Origin of the sequence: Antrihabitans auranticaus (genome assembly GCF_016481275.1) — a bacterium.
In the GTDB taxonomy this organism is placed as follows: Bacteria; Actinomycetota; Actinomycetes; order Mycobacteriales; family Mycobacteriaceae; genus Antrihabitans.
Genome location: NZ_JAEMNW010000003.1, coordinates 598,200 through 624,200, shown reverse-complemented (window position 1 = coordinate 624,200; position 26,001 = coordinate 598,200). Strand labels below are relative to the sequence as shown.

At 65.5% G+C, this 26,001-nt stretch carries 15 protein-coding genes, 1 tRNA gene and 1 pseudogene; 13 read left to right on the top strand and 4 right to left on the bottom strand.

Going from position 1 to position 26,001, the window contains the following annotated elements; genetic code table 11:
* The first annotated feature begins 34 nt into the window (after positions 1 to 34).
* Both JGU72_RS17140 and JGU72_RS17135 read left to right on the top strand, forming a co-directional pair.
* Positions 35 to 117: transfer RNA gene (locus JGU72_RS17140), tRNA-Leu, on the top strand.
* A gap of 279 nt (positions 118 to 396) precedes the next feature.
* Positions 397 to 1,104, top strand: a complete 708-nt coding sequence (locus JGU72_RS17135) for a cutinase family protein (RefSeq protein ID WP_199685137.1) — start codon at positions 397 to 399, stop codon at positions 1,102 to 1,104.
* A 9-nt stretch (positions 1,105 to 1,113) separates the two neighbouring features.
* On the opposite strand, the gene JGU72_RS17130 is transcribed toward JGU72_RS17135, so the two are convergent.
* Positions 1,114 to 1,860 carry an MgtC/SapB family protein gene (locus tag JGU72_RS17130; RefSeq protein WP_199685394.1) on the bottom strand — a complete coding sequence of 249 codons (747 nt, stop codon included), beginning with the start codon at positions 1,858 to 1,860 and terminating at the stop codon, positions 1,114 to 1,116.
* Positions 1,861 to 2,012: 152 nt separating this feature from the next.
* Here JGU72_RS17130 and JGU72_RS17125 point away from each other — a divergent pair, with 152 nt between their 5' ends.
* Positions 2,013 to 2,417, top strand: a complete 405-nt coding sequence (locus tag JGU72_RS17125) for a PNPOx family protein (protein WP_199685413.1) — start codon at positions 2,013 to 2,015, stop codon at positions 2,415 to 2,417.
* 119 nt (positions 2,418 to 2,536) lie between these two features.
* Positions 2,537 to 3,400, top strand: coding sequence for an exodeoxyribonuclease III (locus tag JGU72_RS17120; protein WP_199685412.1), 864 nt, complete (start codon positions 2,537 to 2,539; stop codon positions 3,398 to 3,400).
* Here the strand turns inward: JGU72_RS17120 and JGU72_RS17115 are convergent, their stop codons facing one another.
* On the bottom strand, positions 3,401 to 5,296 hold the full coding sequence (locus JGU72_RS17115; protein WP_199685136.1) for a DUF4407 domain-containing protein: 1,896 nt from the start codon (positions 5,294 to 5,296) through the stop codon (positions 3,401 to 3,403).
* A 336-nt stretch (positions 5,297 to 5,632) separates the two neighbouring features.
* On the opposite strand from JGU72_RS17115, the gene JGU72_RS17110 reads away from it, so the two are divergent.
* From JGU72_RS17110 to JGU72_RS17095, 4 genes and pseudogenes are all read left to right on the top strand, one after another.
* Positions 5,633 to 6,922 carry a SidA/IucD/PvdA family monooxygenase gene (locus JGU72_RS17110; protein WP_199685135.1) on the top strand — a complete coding sequence of 430 codons (1,290 nt, stop codon included), beginning with the start codon at positions 5,633 to 5,635 and terminating at the stop codon, positions 6,920 to 6,922.
* Positions 6,913 to 7,920, top strand: a pseudogene (locus JGU72_RS17105) (FecCD family ABC transporter permease); the annotation flags it as partial. The gene JGU72_RS17110 and the pseudogene JGU72_RS17105, both read left to right, overlap by 10 nt.
* Positions 7,917 to 8,981, top strand: a complete 1,065-nt coding sequence (locus JGU72_RS17100) for a FecCD family ABC transporter permease (protein WP_199685134.1) — start codon at positions 7,917 to 7,919, stop codon at positions 8,979 to 8,981. The pseudogene JGU72_RS17105 and the gene JGU72_RS17100, both read left to right, overlap by 4 nt.
* On the top strand, positions 8,978 to 9,814 hold the full coding sequence (locus tag JGU72_RS17095; RefSeq protein ID WP_199685133.1) for an ABC transporter ATP-binding protein: 837 nt from the start codon (positions 8,978 to 8,980) through the stop codon (positions 9,812 to 9,814). The genes JGU72_RS17100 and JGU72_RS17095 overlap by 4 nt, the downstream gene beginning before the upstream one ends.
* Here JGU72_RS17095 and JGU72_RS17090 read toward each other — a convergent pair.
* Entirely contained in the window at positions 9,807 to 10,202 is a 396-nt protein-coding gene (locus JGU72_RS17090) for a BlaI/MecI/CopY family transcriptional regulator (RefSeq protein WP_267909239.1), read from the bottom strand. The two genes, JGU72_RS17095 and JGU72_RS17090, sit on opposite strands and share 8 nt — an antisense overlap.
* 83 nt (positions 10,203 to 10,285) lie before the next feature.
* The gene (locus tag JGU72_RS17085; RefSeq protein WP_199685132.1) at positions 10,286 to 10,936 is read right to left on the bottom strand and encodes a GNAT family N-acetyltransferase; all 651 of its coding nucleotides are present in this window, start codon (positions 10,934 to 10,936) and stop codon (positions 10,286 to 10,288) included.
* 140 nt (positions 10,937 to 11,076) lie between these two features.
* On the opposite strand from JGU72_RS17085, the gene JGU72_RS17080 reads away from it, so the two are divergent.
* Genes JGU72_RS17080 through JGU72_RS17060 form a run of 5 tightly spaced genes read left to right on the top strand, consistent with a single transcriptional unit; the run spans position 11,077 to position 25,971 of the window.
* Positions 11,077 to 11,832: a thioesterase II family protein gene (locus JGU72_RS17080; protein WP_199685131.1), complete on the top strand. Its 756-nt coding sequence runs from the start codon at positions 11,077 to 11,079 to the stop codon at positions 11,830 to 11,832.
* Positions 11,829 to 13,145, top strand: a complete 1,317-nt coding sequence (locus JGU72_RS17075) for a beta-ketoacyl [acyl carrier protein] synthase domain-containing protein (RefSeq protein WP_199685130.1) — start codon at positions 11,829 to 11,831, stop codon at positions 13,143 to 13,145. Before JGU72_RS17080 ends, JGU72_RS17075 begins: the two co-directional genes overlap by 4 nt.
* Entirely contained in the window at positions 13,138 to 16,194 is a 3,057-nt protein-coding gene (gene nbtC, locus JGU72_RS17070; protein WP_199685129.1) for a nocobactin polyketide synthase NbtC, read from the top strand. The genes JGU72_RS17075 and nbtC overlap by 8 nt, the downstream gene beginning before the upstream one ends.
* Entirely contained in the window at positions 16,187 to 21,613 is a 5,427-nt protein-coding gene (locus JGU72_RS17065; RefSeq protein WP_233532505.1) for a non-ribosomal peptide synthetase, read from the top strand. Before nbtC ends, JGU72_RS17065 begins: the two co-directional genes overlap by 8 nt.
* Positions 21,610 to 25,971 (top strand): non-ribosomal peptide synthetase, encoded by a 4,362-nt coding sequence (locus JGU72_RS17060; RefSeq protein WP_199685127.1) that lies wholly within the window; start codon positions 21,610 to 21,612, stop codon positions 25,969 to 25,971. The genes JGU72_RS17065 and JGU72_RS17060 overlap by 4 nt, the downstream gene beginning before the upstream one ends.
* Positions 25,972 to 26,001: the final 30 nt, after the last annotated feature.

Here is a 26,001-nt window from a genome sequence, read left to right as displayed (position 1 = left end):
CGGGTACCGGCGTGATAATCTTCCTCGGTCGCTCGGGCGAGTGGCGGAATGGCAGACGCGCTGGCTTCAGGTGCCAGTGTCCTTCGGGACGTGGGGGTTCAAGTCCCCCTTCGCCCACAATTGAGCAGTTCTATGAACTGCGACACATCAGGTCACGAACTCGGAAGAGGTCGTGACCTTTGTGTTTGAGCTCGTAGGCCGATCCCGGAGGCTTACGGGATGCGCCGAACACACAGGCCTGCAACCACGCATTGAAACGCCTACGACGCTCGAATACGATCCCGATCCTCCGTTCGATGTGCGGAGGAAAGGTAACGAAGCTGTTTTCTCTGTCCCGGGCGCTTGGGATCGATCGTCGGTGGGTAATAAGCCGAAGTGGAATGTAACCTTCGCAACATGACTGCCCGTGTCCTCGTGCCGTTCGTAGGTGCCGCAATTGCGGCATTTGCGATGCCGCTCACACTGTCCGTTCAGACGGCTTCTGCGGCGCCATGCCCCGACGTAGAGGTGGTCTTCGCGCGGGGAACCGCCGAGCCGCCGGGTCTCGGCATCACCGGAACCGCGTTCGTCGAATCGCTGCGCCTGCAAACGCCCGGTCGGTCGGTGGGCGCCTATGCGGTGAACTACGAGGCCAGCGCCGACTTCGGCAACCCGATTCCGCTCGCCCGCACAGTGGTCGACGGTGTCAGGGATTCGCAGGCGCACGTCGAATACATGGCGTCGGCCTGCCCCGGAACCAAAATTGTCCTCGGCGGATACTCCCAAGGTGCCGTTGTAGCCGGCTTCACCACGATGGCCGGGGTTCCGGACGGCGTGCGCCCGGAGTACGCATCGAGCCTGCCCGCCCCGATGCCGCCCGAGGTAGCGAGCCACGTCTCGGCGGTCGTTCTGTTCGGCAAGCCGTCCGATCGCTGGATGCGAGACGTCGAAGCACCGCCCGTAGTGGTCGGACCCCTCTATGGAGGCAAGGTTGCGGACTACTGCGTCGGTGGCGACACGATCTGTGACGGTTCACCGGTCGGCCAGCCGAACGCGCTGCACGTCTTCTACAGCTTCAACGGAATGGCCTTCAACGGGGCAAGTTTCGCGGCGGGGCGGCTCTGAGGCCGTAAGTCAGTAGGCGTCGGATTCGTCGTCGACTGTCGAGACGGTGATGATTCCTTCCAGTTCGCTCAGTTCCGAAACGACCGACTGCACGTCGCCCTTACCGGCAACGTAAATGCGCACTTCCAGGGTGGATCGTGCGTCGGTCTGTTCGGGAGCGGCGCCGACTGCATTGCGCTGGGTGACAGAAATGTCTTCGATCTGGAAGCCCGCCTCGCGAACGATCTCCACGATGCGGTGCAACAACCCGCGGCCGTCGAGGAAATGCACGCGAATCGGCGGCTTCGGGGCGTTGAGGTGGCGTTTGGCGAAATCGCCGATCAGCGGGAGCACCAAGACCGCGATGAAGTACGCGACTGTCGCGACCGCTGCGAGCAGCACAAGGCCTGCACCCGCGCACGCGCCGATCGCTGCGGTCAGGAAGATTCCTGCCGCGGTGGTCAGCCCGCGCACGGAATCACGTTTGACGAAAATGATTCCGCCACCGATGAAGCCGACGCCGGCCACGATCTGTGCGGCCACACGCGATGGGTCGACGATCACGGTGCCGTCGGAAAGCACGTCCTGGAACCCGTACTTGCTCACCAGCATCCACAGCGCCGCCGCGAAGCCGACGACGGTGTAGGTGCGGATGCCCGCTGACTTCTGTTTGAGCTCGCGCTCGAGTCCGATCAACGCGGACAAGCCAAAGGCCACCGCGAGTTCGATTACCTGCGTCAGACCTTCGCCGGTCTGCTCCCTCAACGCCTCGAGCATCACGGCGTTCACGCTAGCGCGGACGCGATCCAGACAGGGTAAACATCGCAATTCGCCTTTTCGGGTCAGCGGTTCGGCCGGCACGCGGTTGCGGCGGTGTCCGGCAGCCGGGTCGATACGCTGGTCGCAATCGACGGAAAGGTGTGGCAGTCGTGAGAGAACAGATCATGAGCCGGGTTGCCCGTGCGAACCGGTGGGTCACCAATCCGATTCAGCGGCAATACGCCTGGGTTCTGAAGCCGTATGCGGTCGTCGTGCACAGCGGCCGCAAATCGGGAAAGACTTACCGCACGCCGGTCGTGGGCTTTGCGAGTGGCGGCACTTTCGTCGTTCCGCTGTTCTACGGCGACAAGACCGACTGGATTCGCAACATCTCCGCTGGCGGCGGCTACGTCGTCCGGGGCGGTCGGACGTTTCCGTTGTCGAACGTCCGGATCGTCGATCCCGACGATGCCGACGTCTCGTTTCCCGCGAGTCGCCTCTGCGCGATTGCCGGACGGGCGTTGCTCGTCGACCTCGCCCCTCCCGAAGAGGGATTCGGCCGAGGACCTCGCTAGCCCGCCTCCCCACCTCGCCGAGAGTGCACCTGCTGTCGCATCGGCCGAGTATCACCGCAAATAAGTGCACACTGGCGGAGGGGCCCGGAGCCGCGCCGGGCTTCGCTAGCCTGGGAATCGTGCGGGTAGCGACTTGGAATGTGAACTCCGTCAAGCAGCGGGTGCCGCGGTTCGTGCCGTGGCTCGACCAGCGCAAGCCTGACGTGGTCTGTCTGCAGGAAATCAAGCTCACCGACGAGGCCTTCACGGCGCTGCTCGGCGAAGAACTCGCGCAGCGCGGGTACGAAATCGCGGTGAGCGGCGAAGTGCAGTGGAACGGTGTGGCGATCCTGTCTCGGGTCGGCGTCGCGGACATAGAGGTCGGCTTGCCGGGCGGTCCCGGATTTCCGCATCCCGAAGCGCGAGCGGTCGCGGCGACCTGCGGTGGGGTCCGGGTGCACTCGGTGTACGTGCCGAACGGTCGAGAACCCGACTCGGACCACTACAGATACAAGCTGGAATGGCTGGCCGCGCTGGGCGAGTCGGTCCGAACCGGACCTGCCGACGCCATGGTGTGCGGTGACGTGAACATTGCGCCTGCCGACGCCGACGTCTTCGACCCGAACGCTTACGTCGGCCAGACCCACGTGACCGCTCCGGAGCGCAAGGCGCTGACCGATCTGCTGGACCTCGGCCTCCACGACGTGGTCCGTGACCGGTGGCCGGACAAGCGGATCTTCACCTATTGGGATTACCGCGCGGGCATGTTCCACAAGGATCTCGGCATGCGCATCGACCTGGTGCTCGCGTCGTCTGCCGTCGCCGACCGCGTCGAAGCGGCCTGGGTCGACCGCCTCGCGCGCAAGGGAACTGGGCCGAGCGACCACGCACCCGTGATCGTCGACCTCGACGAAGCTCCGGACGGCGACATCGGGCCCGTCGTTCCGCCGCCCTCCGCACCTGCAGCAAAACGCGGAGCGGTCAAGTTGCCGCAGTCGAAGTAGCTAGGCCGACGGCAGCGCCCGCGGGCCCTGACGCTCGTCGAGAGCAGCCGGACCTTCGCGCTCGACCAGTTCGCGGTCGCCCTCACGTCCGGTGAGGCCACGAGAGAGGTCCTCGGGTGTGCCGACGCCCAGGGCTTCGGTGTTCCACGGGGTGTAATCGAGGCCGTACTGGTTCTGCGGGCGCGGACCCTCGACGACGCGCGTCGAGTGAATTCGCGAGAGAGCAGGCGCGGACTGTTCCTGCGGTGCCTGCGTCAACTGCTCTGCCTGGCGGTACACCGCGGTCTCGTCGGGCTTCTGCTCGTCCATCGTGACCGTGCGCTTGCGGGAGAACGAGAACTTGATCTCCTCGAACTCCTCGAAGACCGAGCGTGCGGACTTCACCGGGTTCGCGTTGCTCAAATTCTTCACGACGTCCGGCACCAGCGACTTGCCGATGCCGGTGACGGTGCGTGCGAGGTCGGGCAGCGGGTTCAGGCGCGGCAACCCGACCGACGGCGGCTTCGCCGGCTCGGCCTTCGGCTGCTGCTTCTGCTTGGGCGCTGCGACAGCGGGCAGTCGGTCCGGCGTTGCGGGCAGGTTGTGCCCGACACGGGCAATCTCGCGCCCGGGAGCGTAGTCCAAAGGCGCATCGGCAAGTTCTGCCTCTGCGATCTCGGCCTCGACCGCGTCGGCGATCGGAGTGCGCTCCTGGGCGCCGGTGCCGGCCGGTAGTGCGGCCACCGGTGCGAAGTCGAGGCTTCGCGGAAGCTGCTGGGTCTGACCGTAGGCGTTCTCGTCGAAGGCGGCCGCGACGCGACGCCGGTGATGCTCGCGCTCGATAGCCGTTTCCGCTTCGGCTGCGAAACGTGCCGAGGTGAGCTTCTGCTCGGCCCAGAGCTTCTCGGCTTCTGCGCGAACGGCTGCGCGCTTGAGCGCGATCTCGGTGTCTGCCTCGATCTCGGCGCGCTGGCGGACAGCTTCGGCGTCCGAGCTGCGGTCGAGAAGGGTCTCGCCGCGCCACAGCTTGAGCAGCAGGGGCAGCAGCATGAGGACCGCGAAGAACGTGATCGTCAGCAGGCGCAGCATCATCGCGCCCAGGTTGGCGACGGTGTAGTCGTGCATGGCGGTCCAGCGGCCACTCAACCCGCGATCGACATCGGACGGAGCCGCGGCCTTCGCAGCGGCCAGCGCTGTCGCGCCCTGCGCGATCTCGGTGTCGAGCGAGGCAACCTGCTGGTCGCGGTTCGACTCTGCGAGTGCGAGGGCATCCTTGGCGTCGAGGTAGATCTCGTTGGCCGAGCGAGTCTGGGGTCCCGATCCTGGTACGCCCGTGATGCCGGGCGGGCAGGTCGGCTGTGGGTTGAATTCGCAGTTGGCGCGGATGAACGCTTCGTTCATATGGACGCGGGCGTCGTCGACGGCCTTGTCCAGGCCCGATCGTGCAGTGCGGAGGTTGTCGAGGTTGTCGGTCGCGAGGACGACGGCAGGGGCGCCGGCGGTGCGTTCGACGGCTTGCTGGTCCAGTTCGCGGTCGACCGCGCCGCTGAAGATACCGATCGCGGCCAACTCGCCGAGAACAACACCGATGAACAGGGCGATGAGGCCGCGGCCGAGGAGTCCGTACCAGCGGGTCGGGCGCCCGCCTGCGAGAGTGCGGGCGATAGCACCGACGAGCAGGCCGACGACCAGGGTGAACGGAGCAATGAGCGCGACGGAGACCGTCGTCGAACCGGCGACGGCAACGGTCGCAACGAGCCAGGCCAGGAGGCCTGCGAGCAGGACGATCAAACCTGTGACCTGGTATGCCGAACGGTCGTGAGTGTCTCGCGAACTGGCTGCGTAGCCACCGCCGAGCCACGTCAGGCCGTTGCCCAACGCGCTGCCGGGGGCCGATTCGGCCAAGTGTCTGCTCATGGAGGACTCCAAATCAGTTCAGGGGTTGAACTCAGGGTGACAGGTACTTGCGTGAGGTTGAAGTCATCGCACGCCGTTGTGAAAAGCTTCACAATCGCCCGCCCCAGCTTGCGATGCTGGTCGGGGCCTGCGGCGCAGCACCTGTGCTGATTGCCGGCAGTTAGCTGAAGGCGTATCTCGAGAAGTCGGTGACACCACGGTAGCCGATTTGGCGGTAGATCGAGATACACGAGGTCGAAGCGCCCTTAGTAACGGAACACCGTAGTTAGGCTAGGCTTACCGGACCCTGTAGTTGAGCATCGCTCGGTTTCGCCCGCGAAGGAGTTGGAGTACCCGGTGGACAAACTTCTGGTTGTGGGCGCCGGACCGAAAGCTCTCGCTGTTGCCGCCAAGGCCGCCGTCATGCGCGAACTCGGGCTGCCGGCGCCGCGCGTGGTCGTCGTCGAGGCACATGCGGTCGGGGCGAACTGGATGGCCAGCGGCGGCTGGACGGACGGAAACCACAGGCTCGGCACGAGTCCGGAGAAGGACATCGGGTTCCCGTACCGGTCCAACGTGGTACGCGGTCAGAACCACGCTATCAACGACAAGATGATGGCTTTCAGCTGGATTTCGTTCCTCATAGATCACGGCACCTACGCCGAATGGATCGACCGCGGCAGGCCTAGCCCGCAGCACCACATGTGGGCGAAGTATTTGCAGTGGGTCGCGCAGAAGGCCGACCTCGACCTTGTGATCGGGCGAGTCCGCGCCATTTCCGCGCAAGGGGGGAACTGGGACGTCGCCGTCGAGGCGGCGGACGGCACCGAAACTCGGATCTCCGCGGACGGGCTGATGATCACCGGTCCCGGCGTCAGCACGAAGGCGCTCTACAGCCACACGAAGGTGCTGAGCATCGCTGACTTCTGGGATCTCGCCGGGCGGCGCCAACTCCCGGTTTCTTCGAAGGCCGCGGTGATCGGTGGTGGCGAAACGGCAGGATCGGCGCTCGACGAGCTGGCGCGCCACGACGCGATGACCATCTCCGTAATCTCGCCGATGGCCACGCTCTACACCCGTGGTGAGAGCTACTTCGAGAACTCGCTGTTCAGCGATCCGTCGAAGTGGAGTGCGCTGAGCAACGACGAACGGCGTGACGTCATCCGCCGTACGGACCGCGGCGTCTTCTCGGTGCGCGTCCAGGAAACTCTGCTCGGCGACAACAGGATTCATCATCTGCAGGGCCGCGTGATCCGCGCGCAGGAGCAGGGCGAGATGATCGCATTGACGTTGCACAACGACATGCGGCCCGAGCAGACCCACACATTCGACCTCGTCGTCGATGCAACGGGCGGTCAGCCGCTCTGGTTCCTCGAACTCTTCGATTCGGACGCCGTCGACATGATCGAACTCTCCGTCGGCTGGCCGCTGAATCAGATGCGCGTCGAGACGTCGATCGGGTACGACCTCGCTGTCCGCGGGCTGACGCCCAAGCTGTTCTTGCCGAACCTCTCCGGTCTGGCGCAGGGGCCAGGTTTTCCGAACCTCAGTTGCCTTGGCGCTATGTCGGACCGAGTGCTCCGCCCGGCAGGCCGGGGAAACCGTGATGCGCCTCCTGTCGAGGCGCGCGCGGCCGATCGACGGTGACAACTCGCGAACGCCGGGTCCTCGGCATTGCCGTCCTACTGGGGCTTCTCGTCATCGCGTCGATGGCCAGCATCGCCATCGGCGCTTTGCCGATGAGTCTGTCCGAAATTCGGCATGCACTCTTCTCGCCGACCGGTCTGCCGACCGATCAGGTCATCCGCGACCTGCGAATCCCGCGAACTATTCTCGGCCTGACGGTCGGGATCGCGCTCGGTGTGGCCGGCGCCCTGATTCAAGGCCACACGCGCAACCCGCTCGCTGACACCGGACTGCTCGGGCTCAACGCCGGTGCCGCGTTCCTGGTGGTCCTCTCGATGTACGCATTCGGCTTCACGATGCCGAATCAGTACATCTGGTTCGCGCTGGCAGGTTCGCTGGTCGCGGGAGTCGTGGTGTTCGGGATCGCGTCGATCGGGTCGGGCAGCACCAGCCCGCTGAGCCTCGCGTTGGCAGGTGCAGCCGTCAGCTTCTGCTTGCAGGCGTTGACGAACGCGTTCCTTCTGCTCGACGTCACCACCCTGGACGGATACCGTTTCTGGATCGTCGGGTCCATCGCCGGTCGCGACCTCGAAGTCTTCTGGCAGGTGGCGCCGTTCCTGTTGCTGGGCCTGGCCCTCGCACTGGCAAACACTCCTGCGCTCAACGTCCTCAACCTCGGCGACGACGTCGCCCGCGCACTCGGCAGCAATGTGGCGGTCAACCGCGCCGTCGGACTGCTCGCGGTCACCCTGCTTGCAGGAGCCGCGACGGCGGCCTGCGGACCGATCGCGTTCGTCGGCCTGGTTGTCCCGCACATCGCCCGCGCGATCACCGGACCCGACTACCGCTGGCTCGTCCCGTATGCCGGCCTGCTCGGTGCGCTGCTCGTTCTGCTCGCCGACGTGGTCGGCCGCGTGGTCGTCCGACCGGGTGAACTGCATGTGGGCATCGTGCTTGCGCTGGTCGGGGCCCCGTTCTTCATCGCCATCGTGCGGCGGCGGAAGCTGGTCGCCGTATGAGTACCAAGTTGAAGGTCGAGCGCAAGCCGCTGCGGGTAGGTCCGGCGTCGGCGGTCGTACGCCCGTACGCGGTCGTCGTGGTGGTCATGCTGGCGGCCGTGCTGTTCGTCCTGTTCTGCGTCGACGTCGGCCGTGGCGAGTATCCGCTCTCGATCGGCCAGGTCATCGACGTGCTCGGCGGCGGCGGAAAGCGCGCCCAGCGGGTCATCGTCATGGACCTGCGGCTGCCGCGCGCGCTCATCGGGATCCTTGCGGGTGCAGCGCTCGGCGTCGCGGGGGCGCTCACGCAATCGACGTTGCGTAACCCACTGGCGGGTCCGGACCTCCTGGGCATCACCGCGGGCGCAGGCCTGGCCGCGATTGCGGTGATCGTGCTCGGTGGCGCGACCACCGGTGGTGCGCTGCACCAGTTCGGCGTTCCTGCCGCGGCACTCGCCGGTGGCCTCGCGACTGCCGTAGCGATCTACGCATTGGCGTGGTCGAAAGGGTTCGATGGATTCCGGATCGTGCTCATCGGGATCGGCATCAACGCGATGATGACCGCGGGGATCGGATGGCTGCTCGTCTTCGGCAAGCTCGACGACGTCATCCGCGCCCAGATCTGGCTCAACGGCTCGATCAACTCGACCGACTGGTCGCAGGTCGGTCCGCTTGCTGTCGGGTTCGCTGTCGCCGGTGCGTTCGCGCTGATCTCGGTGCCGACGATGGCGACACTTCGGCTCGGTGACGACAAAGCGCGCTCGCTGGGTGTCCGGTTGCAGTTACGGCAGACCACGTTGCTGCTCGCCGCGGTCGTTCTGGCGTCGCTCGCCACAGCGGTGACCGGTCCGATCGGTTTCGTCGCGCTGGCCGCGCCGCAGATCGCGCGCCGCATCCAGCGGTGCCCTGTCGAGCCGATCTTGGCGTCCGCGCTGGTCGGGGCGATCCTGGTGATTTGCAGCGACATCGTTGCGCGGACGATCCTGCCCGTCGACCTCCCTGTCGGCATCGTGACCTCAGCGCTGGGCGGCGTATTCCTGCTGTACTTGCTTGTCGTCTCCAACCGGAAAGTGACCGTATGACGGACCTCGGAAAGCGACTTGTCGCCGAAGGCGTGACGCTCGGCTACGGCAGCCGCGTGGTCGTCGACAAACTCGACCTCGCGCTTGACAGTGGCGTGATAACCACTGTGATCGGCCCGAACGGTTGCGGAAAGTCGACGCTGCTGCGGTCGCTCGGGCGGCTCCTCGCCCCGAAGCAGGGTCGAGTCCTGCTGGACGGCAAGGCGATTTCGAGCATGAAAACTCGTGACGTCGCGAAGATTCTCGGCGTGCTTCCGCAGGCACCGATCGCGCCGGAAGGCTTGACTGTCGCCGATCTTGTTGCACGCGGTCGGCACCCGCACCAATCGTGGGTGCGGCAGTGGTCGGCCGACGACGAGTCGGAAGTGGCCGAAGCGCTCGCGCTGACCGGAATCGCCGACCTCGCCGACCGGCCCCTCGACGAACTGTCTGGCGGGCAGCGTCAGCGGGCGTGGATCTCGATGGCACTGGCCCAGGGCACTGACGTGCTGTTGCTCGACGAGCCGACGACCTACCTCGACCTCGCGCATTCGGTCGAGGTGCTCGACCTCGTGGACCGCTTGCACAGCGAAATGGGCCGGACCGTCGTGATGGTCCTGCACGACCTGAACCTCGCGGTTCGCTACAGCGATCGCCTGGTCGTCATGTCGGACGGAAAGATAGTGGCGTCCGGTCCACCGCAGGACGTGATCTCGGCCGACCTACTACGCGAGGTCTTCAATCTGGAGGCGACCGTGATCGACGACCCGGTATCGGACCGTCCGTTGATCGTTCCGATCGGCACGCGGCATGTCTTCGGCACGGTCGGCGGACCCGCCAAGGCGCTCAGCTAGCTTCTTCCGCCGCTTCGATTGCGGCGAGCGACCGCCGCAGGGCTGCCGCTTCGTCAGCGGAGACCTTGCCGACGAAATGCACCAGCGCGATACGCCTGCCGTCGGCTTCGCTCGCTTCGTGCAAGGCGTCGACCATCATTTCGGCGACCAACTCCGCCCGTCCCCGCACCGGCACGAACCGGTGTGCGCGAGTGTCCCGCTGCTGGACGAGCAGGTTCTTGCGCGCGAGCCGGTTCATCACTGTCATCACGGTCGTGTAGGCCAGCACACGGTCTGCCGAAAGCAGTTCGTGCACTTCACGCACGGTTGTCGGCCGGTTCGCGGACCAGAGGTAGTCCATGACCGCTCGTTCGAGAGCACCGAGGCGCGTTCGCTTCGGCCGTTTCAGCTCGGCAGGCCTGATGCGCTTGGTTGCAAGAGTCGTCACCGGGTTGACGCTAACCACTCAGCGGTGGTTAGGCAAGGCTTACCTCAAGTGCGTTTGTGCCAGTCCGCGTCCGGTCGGACGTGTGGCAGGTCGGCGGGCGTGCGCGGAATTGCGTACAGGGCGATCCGGCGGTCCGGCCGCACGTCGTACTCGCCGAGATTGCAGAAGCGCTTCTTCTCTACTGCTCGGCGCATCCGCACGTTCCGGTAATCGGGGTCGACGATGATGCGCCGGCACTGGGGCTCCATCCGCCAGATCTCTGCAACGAGAGAGGCCATCCATTGCGACATCACCCCCCGGCCGATCAGCTCGAGATCGGCGGTCGCGACGTGAAAGCCCATATCCCAGGGGTCCGCGTCGTAAAGCAGCGCGTTCTCGTCCTGCGCGACTCTGTACAACTCGACGTAGCCGATGTCGCGCCGACCGTCTTCGAACTCGTAGCTCAATATGCACGGGCGGGAATAGGAATCGCCAAGGCGTTCGAGGCTGTCGGCACGCCACTCGTCGACCGACCAGGGTTGCTCCCACGTCTCGACGAGATGCGGTTGCTTCATCCACGTGGCAATCAGGGCGGGATCGTCGCTGTCGGGATCGACGAATCGCAGACCGAAGGGTGCGCCGAATTCGGGCAGCTCGGGTGCCGGAACAGCGCGGACTGCTTCGGACACGTCTGTCAGCTGACGTTTTGTAGCCATTTTGTAAGGCTAGCCTAGCCTCGGCTATGGTCGGACATCGTCCTACAGCACCCGGCGATAGACGGTTAGGCTAGCCTACGCTAAAGTCAGTGCCGTACGTGAACTATTGCCGAGGTTTCGGCAGAACTCGGAGCAGCGCAATGCCCAACCCACTCGGCTGGATCAGGCAGTTTCAAAAACCAGGTTCGCCGGCGGGTCCGCCGCTCTTGATTTTTCCGCACGCGGGTAGCGGGGCTTCCGCGTATCGAGCGTTCTCCAAATTGCAGAGTGAGACGTTCAACACAATAGTCTTTCAATATCCCGGCCGGCAGGACAGAGTCCGCGAACCCGCCGCGGAGACGCTGAACGAACTCGCCGAAGGAGCTTTCGCAGAGTTCCAAACGTGGTATTCCGACGACGGTCGACCGTTGACGGTTTTCGGCCACAGCATGGGCTCGATCGTCGCCTTCGAGTTCGTGCGGCTTGCCGAAGCCGCGGGAATCGATGTCCGGCTGCTCGTCGTTTCGGCAGCGGTCGCGGCCGACCGTGTCGCGGACCTCCCACCGCATCCCACCGATGACCAGCAGCTGCTCGACCACCTGGTTTCCCTGGAGGGAACCGGAGACGACGTGCTGGCGAGCCGCGAGGTCATGAAACTCGCATTGCCGGTGATGAAGCTGGATTACCGCGCCTTCGACGCGTACTCGTGCGCAGAAGGCACCGTCGTAAACGCGGAGATTCATGCCATCGGCGGAATCGAAGACCCCTTCATCAAGCCGAAGGATCTGTACGGCTGGTCGCGGCATTCCACAAAAGACGTGCAGGTCACCGTATTCGACGGAGGACATTTCTACGTGAACGAGCACGCGCAGGGAATTGCGGAATTGCTGGCACCGGCAAATATCGCTAGCCGATGACCACGGCGGAGCAAGATCCCATCGTCATTGCCGGAATGGCAGTCGAGGCGCCAGGCGGGATCGACACGCTTGCTGCGTTCTGGTCGACATTGGCCGACGCGAAAGAATCGATTCAGCCATTTCCGCGGGATCGCGATTGGCCTGTCGAACAATTGCTTTCCCTTTCCCGCATAGACGGTTGGGGAAAGGTTTCCGACGCAGGCGGCTTTCTCGACGGTGCCATCGAATTCGATCCATTGTTCTTCGGAATATCGCCACGCGAAGCGGTGTCGATGGACCCGCAGCAACGCGTCGGACTGCGAGTTGCCTGGAAGGCACTCGAGAACGCCGGCATCAACCCCGGAACGCTCGGCGGCGAAGACGTCGGTTGCTACATGGGCGTATCGATCTCCGAATACGGACCGCGTGCAGGCGAGATCAACGAATACACGGGCCACAGGGTGACGGGTACCGCGCTGGGTGCAGTGGCCGGCCGCATTTCGCACAGCCTCGGTCTCGTCGGACCATCGGTCAGCGTGGATACCGCGTGCGCGTCGTCGCTGACAGCGCTGCACATGGCCGCGAGCGCAATCCGAAACGGCGAGTGCGACTGGGCGCTCGCCGGCGCGGTCTGCGTGATGGGATCGCCGGCCGCGTTCTTCGAGTTCTCCAAGAACAACGGTCTCGCCGCCGACGGCCACTGCCGCTCGTATTCCGACGACACCACGGGAACGCTCTGGGGTGAAGGCGCCGGTGTCGTGATCGTCGAACACGAATCGCGGGCGCGCGAACTGGGTCACCGCATCTACGGCCACGTGCTCGCGACCCGGATCAATCACAACGGCGCCGGAATGCCGATCGTCGTACCGAGCACCGAAGCGCAGGAGCGGCTGATCGAAAAGACGATCGCCGCTGCCGGTATCGATCCGGGCGATGTCGGCATGATCGAGGGACACGGCACGGGGACGCCGCTCGGCGACCCGCTCGAGCTCAACGCGCTGCAAAACACCTACGGTGCCGCCGAATCGGCAGATGCTGTCCTGGGTTCGCTGAAGTCCAATTTCGGGCACGCCCAGGCAGCGTCCGGAATCCTCGGCTTGATCAAGGTTCTGCTGTGCGGTGAGCACGGCTACATCGCACCGAGCCTCTTCTCCGACAACCCGACGACGAAGGTCGACTGGACGCGCGGCAAGCTGCGCCTCGCGCAAAAGCTCGAGTATTGGGAGCCGCGAAACGGCGTCCGCTACGGCGCGGTGTCGTCGTTCGGTGTTGCCGGAACCAACGCGCACGCCATCATCGCGATGCCAGCCGGCCAGGAGGCCAGCCATGCCTAGTTACCAGCTTCCCGATGGAAGCATTCCGGTTCTGCTGTCCTCCGATTCAGCGGACCTCCTGAAGAAGGAAGCGGTCGCGCTCCTCGCGTATGTCGAGGACCACGCAGACGTGACGCCGGACGAGATCGCGTCGATGCTGTTCCGCACCCGCGTCGCGCGCAGGCACCGCGCGCTGGCAATGGTCACCGACCGCGCGGGCTTGCTTCGTGCCTTGCGGGCGGTTGCCGACGGCGCCGAGCACCCCGCTGTCGTCGCAACGACCGCGGCTGCCGGTGCGCGCAGGGTCGGCTATGTCTTTCCAGGTCAGGGCAGCCAGCGCGCAGGAATGGGCAGGCTCTTCTACGACACTTCACCGGCCTTCCGCGCCGAGATCGATGCCTGCGATGCGGCCTTCCACGAGGTCTACGGCACATCGCCGCGGTCCTACATCCTCGACGCCGATGCGTCCGGCGACAACGACATCCGCATAGTTCAGCCCGCGCTGTTCATGCAGATGGTCGGCCTCGCCGCGATGTGGCGCGCGGCAGGCGTCGCGCCGGCCGCGGTCATCGGGCACAGCCAGGGCGAAATCGCGGCCGCTTATGTGTCGGGCGCGATGACGATGAAGGACGCGATCCGCGTCGTGTCGACCCGCGCCAGGGTCGTCCACGAGGTTGCGCCCCGCAACTGCACCATGGCAGTCGTCGCCATCGACCGCGACGAATGTGAAGCGATGATCGCCCGGCATTCCGGTTGGGCTGAGCTCTCGGTGATCAACTCACCCCACATTCTGTGTGTCTCCGGCGAACGGACCGCTCTGCTCGAGATGATCGACAAGCTCACCGAGGAGGGCAAGTTCGCCAGGGAGATCCGTGTCGAATATCCCGCGCACACGTCGGTGGTCAGTCGTTTTCAGGATCAGTTCCGCGGTGTGATCACCGGGCAGCTCGACAACGGCGCGTTTCTCGAGCCATCGATTCCCTGCATCGGTGCGACTCTGGGCGGCGCGATCTTCCCCGACCTCCCCATCGACGAGTACTGGTTCTGGAATTTGCGCAACGCCGTGCGCTTCGACTTCGCGATCGCAAGCGCGGTCGAAGAGAAGATCGACTTGTACGTGGAGATTGCCGAGAACCCGACGCTGATGCTCGCGATCCAGGAGAACCTGAGCGTTTCGGCGCCGGGGCAGCCGATGCGCGTCGTCGGTACGTCCCGCCGATCGGCGACCGACCTGCGTGAATTCACCCGCAACCTCGGGACCATCGCGGTCAACGACACCAGCTATTCGTGGGACGCGCTGCGCGTCGACACGGCAGGTCCGGTGCCACTGCCGCTGCGGGATTTCCCGAATGTGCAGATGCAGACGATGAAGCTGTGGGCCAAATACATTCCCACCGTTGCGGCCGCCGTCGAGGTGCCCGACGAGGCGTACCCGCAGCGAGTTGTCGAGAACTGGGTTCGCCTGGACCGGCGTTCGCTGACGCCACCGCGAACGATTCAGTTCGTCGACCACACCGGCGAGTGCGCGGACCTCGCCACCGCTTTGATCGACGCAGCCGACGGGCACGGCGCAACCGCCGCGCTCTACGACCCCGACCGCGCCGATACCCGCGATTTCGACACCGTCGTGATTCTGCTGCCTAGCCTTCCCGATCTGGATGCCGCGTCCGCTGTCGCACAGTTTGCCGAGTTCTTCGGCCTTCGGCGCTGGTGGCCGCCGCTCGAGGACGAGGTTCGAGACATCTGGCTCGTAACGGTCGGCGGCGAGGTGGTCACACCCGAAGACGGCGCGGCCAATCTTTTCCACGGCGCCGTCACGGCCGGCTACCGATCTATCGCGACCGAACATCCGGCGGTCACCTTCCGGCACCTCGACCTCGCGCGCGACCTCGCCCGACCGGCTAAAGCCGCCTCGATCGTCGCAGCACTGCACACCGCCGGCGAGTCGGATCTCGCGCTCCGGGGCGGGAAGGTCTACGCCAAGCGTCTGGTTCTCGACCAGTCAGCTGCGATCGCCAAGCCGCAAGACCTGAGCAACGTTGTCATCATCGGTGGCACCGGCAAGCTCGGCCTCGAATTCGCGGAGCACTACGCGCGCCTGGGTGCGGACCGCGTCACGCTGCTGAGCCGGTCGGGTGAGTCGGCTGCCCTCGCGCCACGACTGGAATCCCTCCGTGCGCTCGGCAAGACCGAGATCGTCGTTTCCGCATGCGATGTGAGCGACGAGTCTGCGGTGCTGCAGCAAGCGACCGAGTTCGAAGACAGCCCTGCGAGCCTCGTGCTCCACGCTGCGGTCAACTATGTGGACAGCCCGTTCGAGGACGTCACTCCCGAGGCGGTCGAAGAAGCAAGCCGCTCGAAGGTGCTCGGCGTCGGAAACGTGCTTCGTGCGTTCCCGCTGACCCCGGCGTGCAAGGTCGTCATGTGCTCATCGGTGGCCGCGACCCTCGGTGGCCGTGGCCAGCTGCTCTATGCCGTCACCAACCGCATGCTCGATGTCATGGCGCAGCAGCTGCGCGAGCAGGGCGTCGACTGTGTGTCGGTGCAGTGGGGACTGTGGAGCGTCCAGGGACCGCTCGACGACGCGGGAGTCGCGAAAGTCGAAGGCGCCGGTGTTATCCCGATGAATCCTGGCGACGCGATCGCCGTCGGACTGGCCGACCCTCGCGACGGCATTGTGATTTCCGCAGATTGGGCCGAAGTGGCGTCGATTCTCAGCGTCTTCGGCTACGGACCGATGTTGTCGCCCCTGGTGCCCGAAGACGTCGTCGCGCCTGCCGAGCCCGAGCCCGTTGCCGCACTCGTCGCGGAGGCACCGGCACCGACCGGCACGTTGGCCGAGCGCATCCTGCACGAACTCAATCTTGTGATGGGAGTCGACGACGCCGACGCGATCGACGGCTCGGTCCCGCTGGTTGCCCTCGGTCTGGATTCGTTGCAAGCGTTGGATTTCCGTAAGCGCGTGAAAGCGCAGCTGAACCGCGACCTCCCGGTGGCAGCCATTCTGGGTGGCGCCTCGCTGGATGAGGTCGTGGCGTTGATGAGTAATGAGGGGTCAGTACATGTCTGACGATATTGCCGCGCGGCGCAAGCTGCTGCTTGCCCAGAGGCTGCGGGAAAGTGGCTTGGCAGCATCCGAATCGACCGCTCGCGTCGTGCGCAAGCCTGGTGTGCGCTCGGCACTTTCGGCAGGTCAGCGCCGGATGTGGTTCGTCCAGACGCGCGATCCGCAGGACACGACGCTGAACATCTGCGTTGCGTACCGGCTCGTCGGCGCGCTCGACGAGGACCGGCTGAGGGCCGCGTTCGCGACTGTGCTCGAACGGCACGAAGTTCTGCGGACCACCTACGGCGTCGACGACGACGGCGAGCCGTATCAGGTTGCTCACGCGGGCGCCGAGGTCGCGTGGCAGCGGCACGACATCACCGATCTGCCCGAGCAGAGCCGTCCACGCCGCCTCGAGGTCCTGACCCGTCGCGAGTTCGGGCGCGCATTCGACCTCTCGACCGACCTTCCGCTGCGGGTCACGACCGTGCGGACCGGACCCGAAGAGACCGCGCTCGTCCTCACGATTCATCACATCGCGTGGGACGACGACTCGTGGCGCGTCTTCTTCGCCGAGGTCAACTCGGCCTACAACAACGGTGACCTGCCCACGCTGCGCGCGCAGTACGTCGATGTCGAAGTTCTGGACGGTGCCGAGCCCGCAGCGGCAGACCTCGACTATTGGCGAAACACGCTGACGCCGTTGCCCGAGCCGCTGGAGCTGCCCGGTCAGCGGTCCTACACCGCGGTGTCGAAGAATGCCGATCACCTCTCGGTCGAGGTGCCGGCCGACCTGATGCGACGGGTCGGCGACTTCGCCCGTGAGCAGTCTGCGACCGCGTACATGGTGTTGCTCGCTGCCTTCGACGCCGTCGTGTTCCGGTACACCGCGGCGGCAGATTTCGTCGTCGCGGCACCGGTGACCAACAGGCGCGGGCCCGATGCCGACGCGTTGATCGGGTACTTCGGAAACACGGTCCTCATCCGCTCGTCCTTCGATCGCGCGGCGACCTTCACCGATGTCGTCGCCACCGCCCGTGACGCCGCCGCTGGTGCGTTCGCGCATCAGAGCGTCGGCCTCGATCGTGTGATCCGCGAAGTCAATCCGGACCGCGTCGCAGGCCAGGACGTCCTCGCGCAACTTGTGCAACTCAGCTTCAGCGCACGCAGCAGTGCGGACGGCTTCGCCCTTGCGGGGATCGACGCGACCGAACTCCGGATCGGTAGCGCGGTGACCCAGGAGTCGCTGGGGTTGATGGTCGTTTCGCAAGGTGAGTCAGCGCGGATCGAAGCGGAGTACCTCGTCGACGCGCTCGAGCGCCCGGTTGTCGAGCAGCTTCTGACGAACTACGTCAAGCTCCTCGACAGCGTGCTCAGTGATCCGGCGCAGCGGATCTGCGATATCGACATGCTCGGTGACGCAGGCAAGGCCTCGATTCTCGAGGTCTCGCACGGTCCGCTGGTCGACGCTGCGCCGGCAACGCTGATTGGACTGTTCGAGGAACAAGCGCGAGCGTCGGCGGGCGCACTCGCCGTAACGTCGGATCAGATCGACCTGACCTACGCCGAGCTGAACAACCGCGCGAACCGGTTGGCGCACTGGCTGATCGGCCAGGGCGTCGCACCCGAACACGTCGTCGCGCTGGAGTTCACGACGTCTGTCGAGTTCCTGGTCGCGTCACTGGCCGTGTTGAAGTCCGGCGCCGCGTACCTGCCGATCGATCCGGCGTACCCGGCCGACCGGATCGAGTACCTCATCGACGACGCCGCGCCGAAACTGCGGCTGGATCCCGAATCCCTGGCAGCGGCCGAAGCGCAGAGCACGTCTTTGCCAGAGGCGAACCCGACCGATACCGACCGCGTCACCCCGCTTCGTCCGGACAACCTCGCGTACGTGATCTACACGTCCGGTTCGACGGGCACACCGAAGGGCGTGCCCGTTTCGCACGCGGCGATCGCCGAACACGTGTCGTTGTTCGCAAGCGACTTCGGCATGACCTCGCAGGACAGGCTGCTGCAGTCGTCGTCGGTCAGCTTCGACGCGTCGATGATGGACATTTTCGTCACGTTCGCGGTGGGCGCGCGGTTGGTCGTACCCAAGCCGAACGCCTTCCGCGACATCCCGTACGTCGCCGAATTGATCACTCGTAAGGGCGTCACCGTTCTGCACATGGTGCCGTCGATGCTGAGCACCTTCCTGCTGCTCCCCGAGGTCAGCGAATGGCGCAACCTGCGGTTCGTGCCCGTTGGCGGCGAGGCGCTTCCCGGTGAGGTTGCAGACAGGTTCGGCAACGTCTTCGATGCCGAGCTTCGCAATCACTACGGGCCGACCGAGGCCGTCGTCGCCTCGACCCGCATGCCCGTCGACGGACCCCAGGGCACCCGCATCGTGCCTATCGGAACGCCGAACAAGAACGTCTACCTCTACCTCCTCGACGACGCATTGCAACTGGTCCCGATGGGTGTGGTCGGCGAGATCTACATCGGCGGCAATCAGCTGGCCCGTGGCTATCACGATCGGTCGAGCCTCACGGCCGAGCGCTTCGTTGCCGACCCGTTCCAACCCGGTGGCCGGCTGTACCGCACAGGTGACCTTGCGCGCCGCAACGGTGATGGCGACATCGAGTTCGTCGGGCGATCCGACGAGCAGGTGAAGATCCGCGGGTTCCGCATCGAACTCGGCGAGGTCGAGGCCGTGATCAGCAGCCATCCGACCGTTGCGCACTGCGTGGTTGTCGCAACCGAGAACGAAGCTCTCGGCGCGATGCTCGCCGCCTACGTCGTGCCCGAGCGTGATGAGGAAATCGTCATCGAGCAGCTGCGCGCCCACGCGGCCGCGATCCTGCCCGACCACATGGTGCCCGCAGCGTTCGGCGTCATCGAAGAGGTGCCGACCACCGCGCACGGCAAGCTCGATCGTCGCGCGTTGCCCGAACCGATCCTCATGGTTGCGCGCGAATACCGGGAGCCTTCGACGCCGACGGAGAAGCGTGTAGCCGGACTGTTCGGGCGGATCTTCGGTCGCGATCGAATCGGTGCCGACGACTCTTTCTTCGAGCTCGGTGGCCATTCTCTGCTCGCCGCTCGGTTGGTGACCCAGATCCGGTCCGAGTTCGGCATCGAGATCGACGTGCGCGTGCCTTTCGATACGCCGACGGTCGCCGGCCTCGCGGCGCATCTTGTCGCAGCCTTCCGCGACGAGTTCGACATCGATCTGGACGACGAATTCGAGGACCTCGAACCGACCGTCGAAAGCTCGCGGCCCGAACTGACCGAACGCGAACGGCCGGACGACGTCCCGGTGTCGTACTCCCAGCTCGCGATGTGGTTCCAGCATCGGCTCGAAGGCCCGAGCGCGATGAGCAACATCCCGTTCGCGGTCCGGTTGGACGGTCCGCTGGATCTCGCGTCGCTCAGTTCCGCCGTGAACGACGTGGTCAATCGCCACGAGGCGCTGCGGACCAATTTCGTGGAGCGCGACGGGTTGCCGTACCAGGTTGTGCGGCCGGTCGAATCGTTCGAAATTCCAGTGACCGAGATCGCGTCGAGTGAGCTCGACAGCGTGCTTGCCGATGTCGCGACCTACTGCTTCGACATCGAGTCGGAGCTGCTGATCCGGGCGCGAATCTTCGCACTCGACGAGCGGACGCACGTGCTGTCGGTGCTGGCGCACCACATGGTTGCCGATCACGGCTCGTTCAGCGTTTTCCTCGCCGACCTTGCCGCTGCATATGGTGCGCGGTCGACCGGTCAGGCGCCGACGTGGAACGAACTGCCGATCCAGTACGCGGACTATGCGCTGTGGCAGCGTGAGATTCTGCAGAGCAGCTTCGGCGAGAGCGAACTCGAATACTGGCGCGGCGCGCTTGCCGGCCTGCCCGACGAGATCACTGTCGCCCACGATCGGCCGCGGCCGCCCGTGCTCGGTAAGAGCGGCGAACTCGCAGTGTTCACGGTTCCCGCGTCGGTGCGCACACGGGTCAAGGCACTGGCCGAGGAAACGGGCGCAAGCGAGTTCATGACATGCCAGGCCGCAGTGGTGACGATGCTGCACGCGCTCGGCGGTGGCAACGATCTCGCGTTGGGCACGCCGATCGCAGGTCGTGTCGACGAAGCGACGACGGATCTGGTCGGACTTTTCGCCAACATGGTCATCCTGCGCAACGACCTGTCCGGCAATCCCACACTCAGGGACGTCTTGCTTCGCGGTCGCGATTCGGCGCTCGGTGCATACGGCCATCAGGAGCTTCCGATCGAGCGGCTCGTCGAGGCACTCAACCCGAAGCGGACCCGGTCGCGTAACCCGTTGTTCCAGGCAATGATGCATTTCCGCGATCGAGAGCAGAGGCTGGACCTCACCGGTGACACGACGCTGACGATGTTGCCTGTCGACTTCGACATCTCGTTCCTCGACATCAACGTCAACTTCGCGGTCGAGGCGGACGGTGCGATCACGACCCGAATCGTCGTGAGCAAAGACCTCTACGACCCGGCGACGGCCGAGCTCATGGCCGAGACCCTCGCGAAGGTTTTCGACGCATTCGCGCAGACGCCCGACGTGGCACTCGACGAGCTGGATCTTGTCCCCGCGGCCGAGCGAGATCGGGTCCTCGAGTGGGGCAAGGGGACCCAGCAGGCACTTCCACTCGACGCGTGCACCGCTGACGACCCCGACGTGCTTGCGCGCTCGATCGTCGAGCAGCACGCAGAGACTGTGCGCGCAGACGCGCAAGTCCTCGCGAGCCTCGCTCTGTCCGGCGTCTCGATGATGCCGTCGGTGCGGCTGTGGATTGTGAACGCGCCGGCCGGTCCGGCGTCGTTGAACGAGCTGCTCGTTGCCCTGGCACCGGAATCGACAGTCACCTACGAGTACCGCATCGGCGACGCGATTCTGCGCGACGGTCGCCCCGTCGAGGGATCGCGCGTTCAGGTGCTCGACGAGAAGCTGCGGGTGTTGCCGCACGGCGTGGTCGGCGATGTGTTCGTCGACGGCGTCAAGACGGCAGAGCGCGCACGCTGGAGTTCGACAGGTGCGCTCGTGTTCGATTCGGCGGCAACCGAAGTCGAGGTTCCACGGCGAACCGATGCCGTCACAGGTCCGGCGTCGGACACCGAGCGGGTGCTCATCGAGATTCTCGAGGAACTGCTCGAAATCGATGACGTGACACCCGAGGACGGGTTCTTCGCGCTCGGCGGCGACAGCGTCATTTCGATCCAGTGGTCCGGTCGGGCGAACAACCTCGGACTGCCCTTGACGCCCCAGATGGTTTTCGAGTTCTTCACGATCTCAGAGCTGGCTGCCGCGGTGGATGAGGCGAGGGCAGCGCCGGAGACCGTGGCGGAAGAACCGGCTGAGCAGCACACGCACGCGCCGATGACCGCGTCCGGTCTGGGTGCGGATGCCTTGGCGGCGTTGTCGGCGTCGTGGAACGCCCGCTCATGACGGCCGAGTCCCCGCCACAGATCGAAGACGTCCTCGCACTCAGCCCCCTGCAGGAGGGTTTGTTCTCCCTGGCGCAGCTGGCCGACGAGGGCATCGACCTGTACACGATGCAGTTCGTCGTCGATATCGGCGGACCGCTCGATGTGGCGCTGCTGCGCCGCAGCGTCGAGGTAATTCTGCAGCGGCACCCGAACCTTCGAGTGTCGTTCTGGGATCGTGACCTCCCCAAACCCGTACAGATCGTGCCGTCGCGGGTGGCGCTCCCGTGGTTCGAACGGTCGGCGTTGCCCGAGGAGTTCGACTCGATCGCCGAGTCCGAACGGCAGCTGAAGTTCGACCTCGCGAGCGGCCCGCTGCTGCGGGTCGTCCTCGTGAATCTGCCGAACGAACGCCGTCGCATGATCCTGACCGCGCATCACATCCTGATGGACGGGTGGGCGGTCGCGGTGTTCTTCGGTGAGCTCATCGCTGTCTACAACGCGGGCGGAGCCACCGGCTCGCTGCCGGAACCGCGGCCGTACCGCGATTACATCGGCTGGCTCAACGCTCAGGACACCACCGCTGCCGCCGGCAAGTGGGCCGACTATTTGCGCGGGCTGAGCGGTCCGCTGATGTTGGCGGACGGGTCCGCCGACGTCGGCGCGACCGTGCCACAGCGGACTCGGCTGAGCCTCGACGCATCCGATACCGCGAAGCTGTCGCAGTGGGCGCGGTCGAACGGTTTCACGTTGAACACTGCCGTGCAGTACGCGTGGGCGATCGTCCTCGGACGCCTGACGGACCGTCGTGATGTCGTCTTCGGCACAACGATTTCCGGACGGCCCGAGGCGTTGCCCGGCGTCGAGACGATGATCGGGCTGTTCATCAACACGGTCCCGTCGTTCGTCGAATTGGACCGCACGCAGACCGTCGGGCAGCAGTGCGCCCGGCTGCAACGCGAGTCGGCAGCAATGCGCGACAAGGGGTATTTGAGCTTGTCGACGGTCCAGCGTGCGGCGGGGCACGGTTCGCTCTTCGACACGTTGTTCGTCTTCGAGAACGCGCCGATCGGGTCCGCGACCGAACCGGTGACCGCCGCCGACGGCGCCCGGTTCCTCCCCGTGACAATGGAGAGCCTGGCGCACTACCCGCTGACAGTGGTGTCCTACCTGCTCGACGGCTCGCTCGTCGTGATCATGGAAGCGATCCCCGAGGCGATCCCGCACTACTCGGCTGCCGACATCGGCGCCCGGCTGCTCAGCGTCCTACGGCAACTTCCCGACTCTGCCGACTCGACAGTCGACGATCTCGACCTCCTGTCCGCGACCGAACGCGCTGCACTCGTCCACGCACCTTCCATCGTGGAAACGGGGAGTATCACAGACCTGTTCGAACGACAGGCGACGGCGACTCCGGACGCACTCGCTCTCACGACCACCGACGAGCGGTTCACCTACGAGGAACTGCGCGAGGCCGCGCACCGTGTGGCAGGCGAACTGGTCAGCCGTGGCGTCGGCGCGGAATCGGTTGTGGCTCTGTTGCTGCCACGTTCGGCGCGGTCGATCATCGCAATTCTGGCCGTGCTCGAGGCAGGCGGCGCGTACGTACCGGTCGACATCTCGTTGCCGTCGACTCGAATCGACTCGATTCTGCGGCAGTCGAATCCGGTGCTGGCCATCTCGGATACCGACTCCCTCGGACTCGCGGGCGACCTGCCCGTGCTGAACCTCGACGAGCCCTACGGCGTCGACGAGTTCGTACGGCCCGCCGTGCACCCGGCGCAGTGCGCGTACCTGATCTTCACATCGGGATCTACGGGAGAACCCAAGGGCGTCATGGGAACTCACGAAGCAGTGGTCGGCTACTTCGCCGATCACCGCGACCACGTGTATGCGCCCGCGGTCGCGCGACTCGGCCGCAAGCTCACGATCGCGCACGCGTGGTCGCTCAGCTTCGACGCGTCGTGGCAACCGTTGATCGGTCTGCTGGACGGCCACGCGCTGCACCTGTTCGACGCCGAAGCCATGCGGGATGCGCAGCAGTTGGTCGCGGGAATCGGCGCGCACGACGTCGACATGATCGACACGTCGCCATCCATGTTCAACCAACTTGCCGCGGTCGGCCTCGGGGAGACTCAGCTCGCGGTGCTCGCCCTCGGCGGTGAGGCGATCGGGCCGCAGCTGTGGTCGCACCTGCAATCGCTGCCCGAAACGGACGTCTACAACTGCTACGGACCGACCGAGACGACGGTCGAGGCAGTCGTCGCCGTCGTCAAGGATTCGCCGGTGCCGACGGTCGGGGGACCGACCGCCGGAATGTCGGCCTACGTCCTGGACTCCGGACTTCGGTTGGTGCCGAACGGCGTTGCGGGTGAGCTGTATCTGTCCGGCGTGCAGCTGACGCGCGGCTATGTCGGCCGACCGGCAACCACCGCCGACCGCTTCGTCGCGGACCCGTTCCATGCCGGTCAGCGGATGTACCGCACCGGCGACCTGGTCCGCCGACTGCCGAGCGGCGGACTGTCCTTCCTGGGTCGCACCGATACTCAGGTCAAGGTTCGTGGCTATCGCATCGAGATCTCCGAGGTCGAGTCCGCGCTGCTTCGGCTGCCGCAGGTCGATAACGCGGCTGTCATCGTGGTGCGACGGCAGAGCGGCGCGAGCCTCGTCGGTTTCTTGGTCGGCGGCGATGGCGACACGACACGTATGCGGTCTGCACTCGCGGACCGCTTGCCGTCGTACATGATTCCGTCGCGCCTGATCACGCTCGATTCTCTGCCGGTCAACTCGAACGGAAAGCTCGACGCGCACGAATTGACGCGCATCGCCGGCTCGATCGCAGAGGCGAAGGTCGAGCCGGACACCGACACCGAACGTGCACTCTGCGGCGCATTCGCCGAACTGCTCGATGCGGCGCCGAGTGTGGACGAAGACTTCTTCGACCTGGGCATGGATTCGATCGTCGCCATCTCGCTGGTCAACAAGATGCGGCGACACGGGTTGCCGATCACGCCGCGAATGGTGCTCGCAACACCGACGATTCGGGATCTGGCAGCGGCGATCGACGCGTCAGTTTCGAGAACGGCCGACGTAGCCGAATACGGCGAGATCGGCGCGGTGCCGATCATCGACTGGATGTACGAGTTCGGGAACTTCCGCCGGTTCACGCAGACAGCACTCGCTACGCTGCCGTCGGATATCGACAGTGAGCGACTCGAATCTGTGCTGCAGGCGGTACTCGACGCGCACGACATGCTGCGGTCGCAGCTTGGCGACAGGTTGGTCTCACGTGCACCCGGAGCTGTTCGGGCAGCAGACATTCTGACAAGGGTTCCCGCACCTGACTTCGAGAACGCGTTGGTCGAAGGCGCGCGGGCGGCGATCGATCGCATCGACCCGGCGGCGGGCCGGATGGTCCAAGCGGTGTGGTTCGAGCGTCCCGACGCGGACGACGTCCTGCTGCTGACGATCCACCACCTCGCGACCGACGCGGTCTCGTGGCACGTCCTGTTCGCCGACCTCGCCGATGCGGCGGCACAGACCGGAAGTCCGAAGGTGCTGCCGGAGTTCACCAGTTACCGGACGTGGGCGCAGCTGCTGGGAAAGCGCGCCGCATCGGCGGAAGTTGGCGCGCAGCAGGACTATTGGATAGCGCAGGTAAAGGAAGCGGATCCAGTCATCGGCGACCGATTGCCCGACCCGGCAACCGACACCTGGGCGGCACTGCAGGTCACTACGGCGCCGACTTCGATCGCGACGACGCGTCTACTGCTGGACAGGGTGACCAAGGAGGTCGGCGTCCGGGAGTACCTGCTCACCGCGCTGTCGCAAACGATCGCGCAGTGGCGGGTCGAGGGCGGGCACGACCCCGGTGCCGGAACGCTCATCGCGATGGAAGGCCATGGTCGCGAGGACGAACTCCTTGGTGCGGACACGGCGCAGACGGTCGGCTGGTTCACGAGCGTGTATCCGGTCAGGCTCGGGGGAGACCTCGAGTCCGTGACGGCGCAGATTGCGCAGATACCGAACAACGGTCTCGACTACGGACTGCTGCGCTACGGGCTTCGGGTCCCGGAACTGGTTGCCGCACAACCGCCGCAGATCGAATTCAACTATCTGGGCCGCTTCGATCTGGCGGGGGCGAACGAGGCGCCGTGGGCGCCGATCACCGATCTGGCGCTGAACAAGCTGCTGCCGCTCGACCCCGAGCCGGACCTCCCGTTGCGCTACACGCTCGACGTCGCGGCGGCGATCCAGCCGACCGCAGACGGTCCGCAACTGGTGACCACGTGGCGGTGGAGCGACGCGCTGTTCTCGGCGGACAGGGCAAAGCGGCTCGCGGAGATCTGGTCGCGAGCCCTCGAAGGTCTGGTCCAATAGGAAACCCCAACCGCGGGTGCGGTTGGGGTT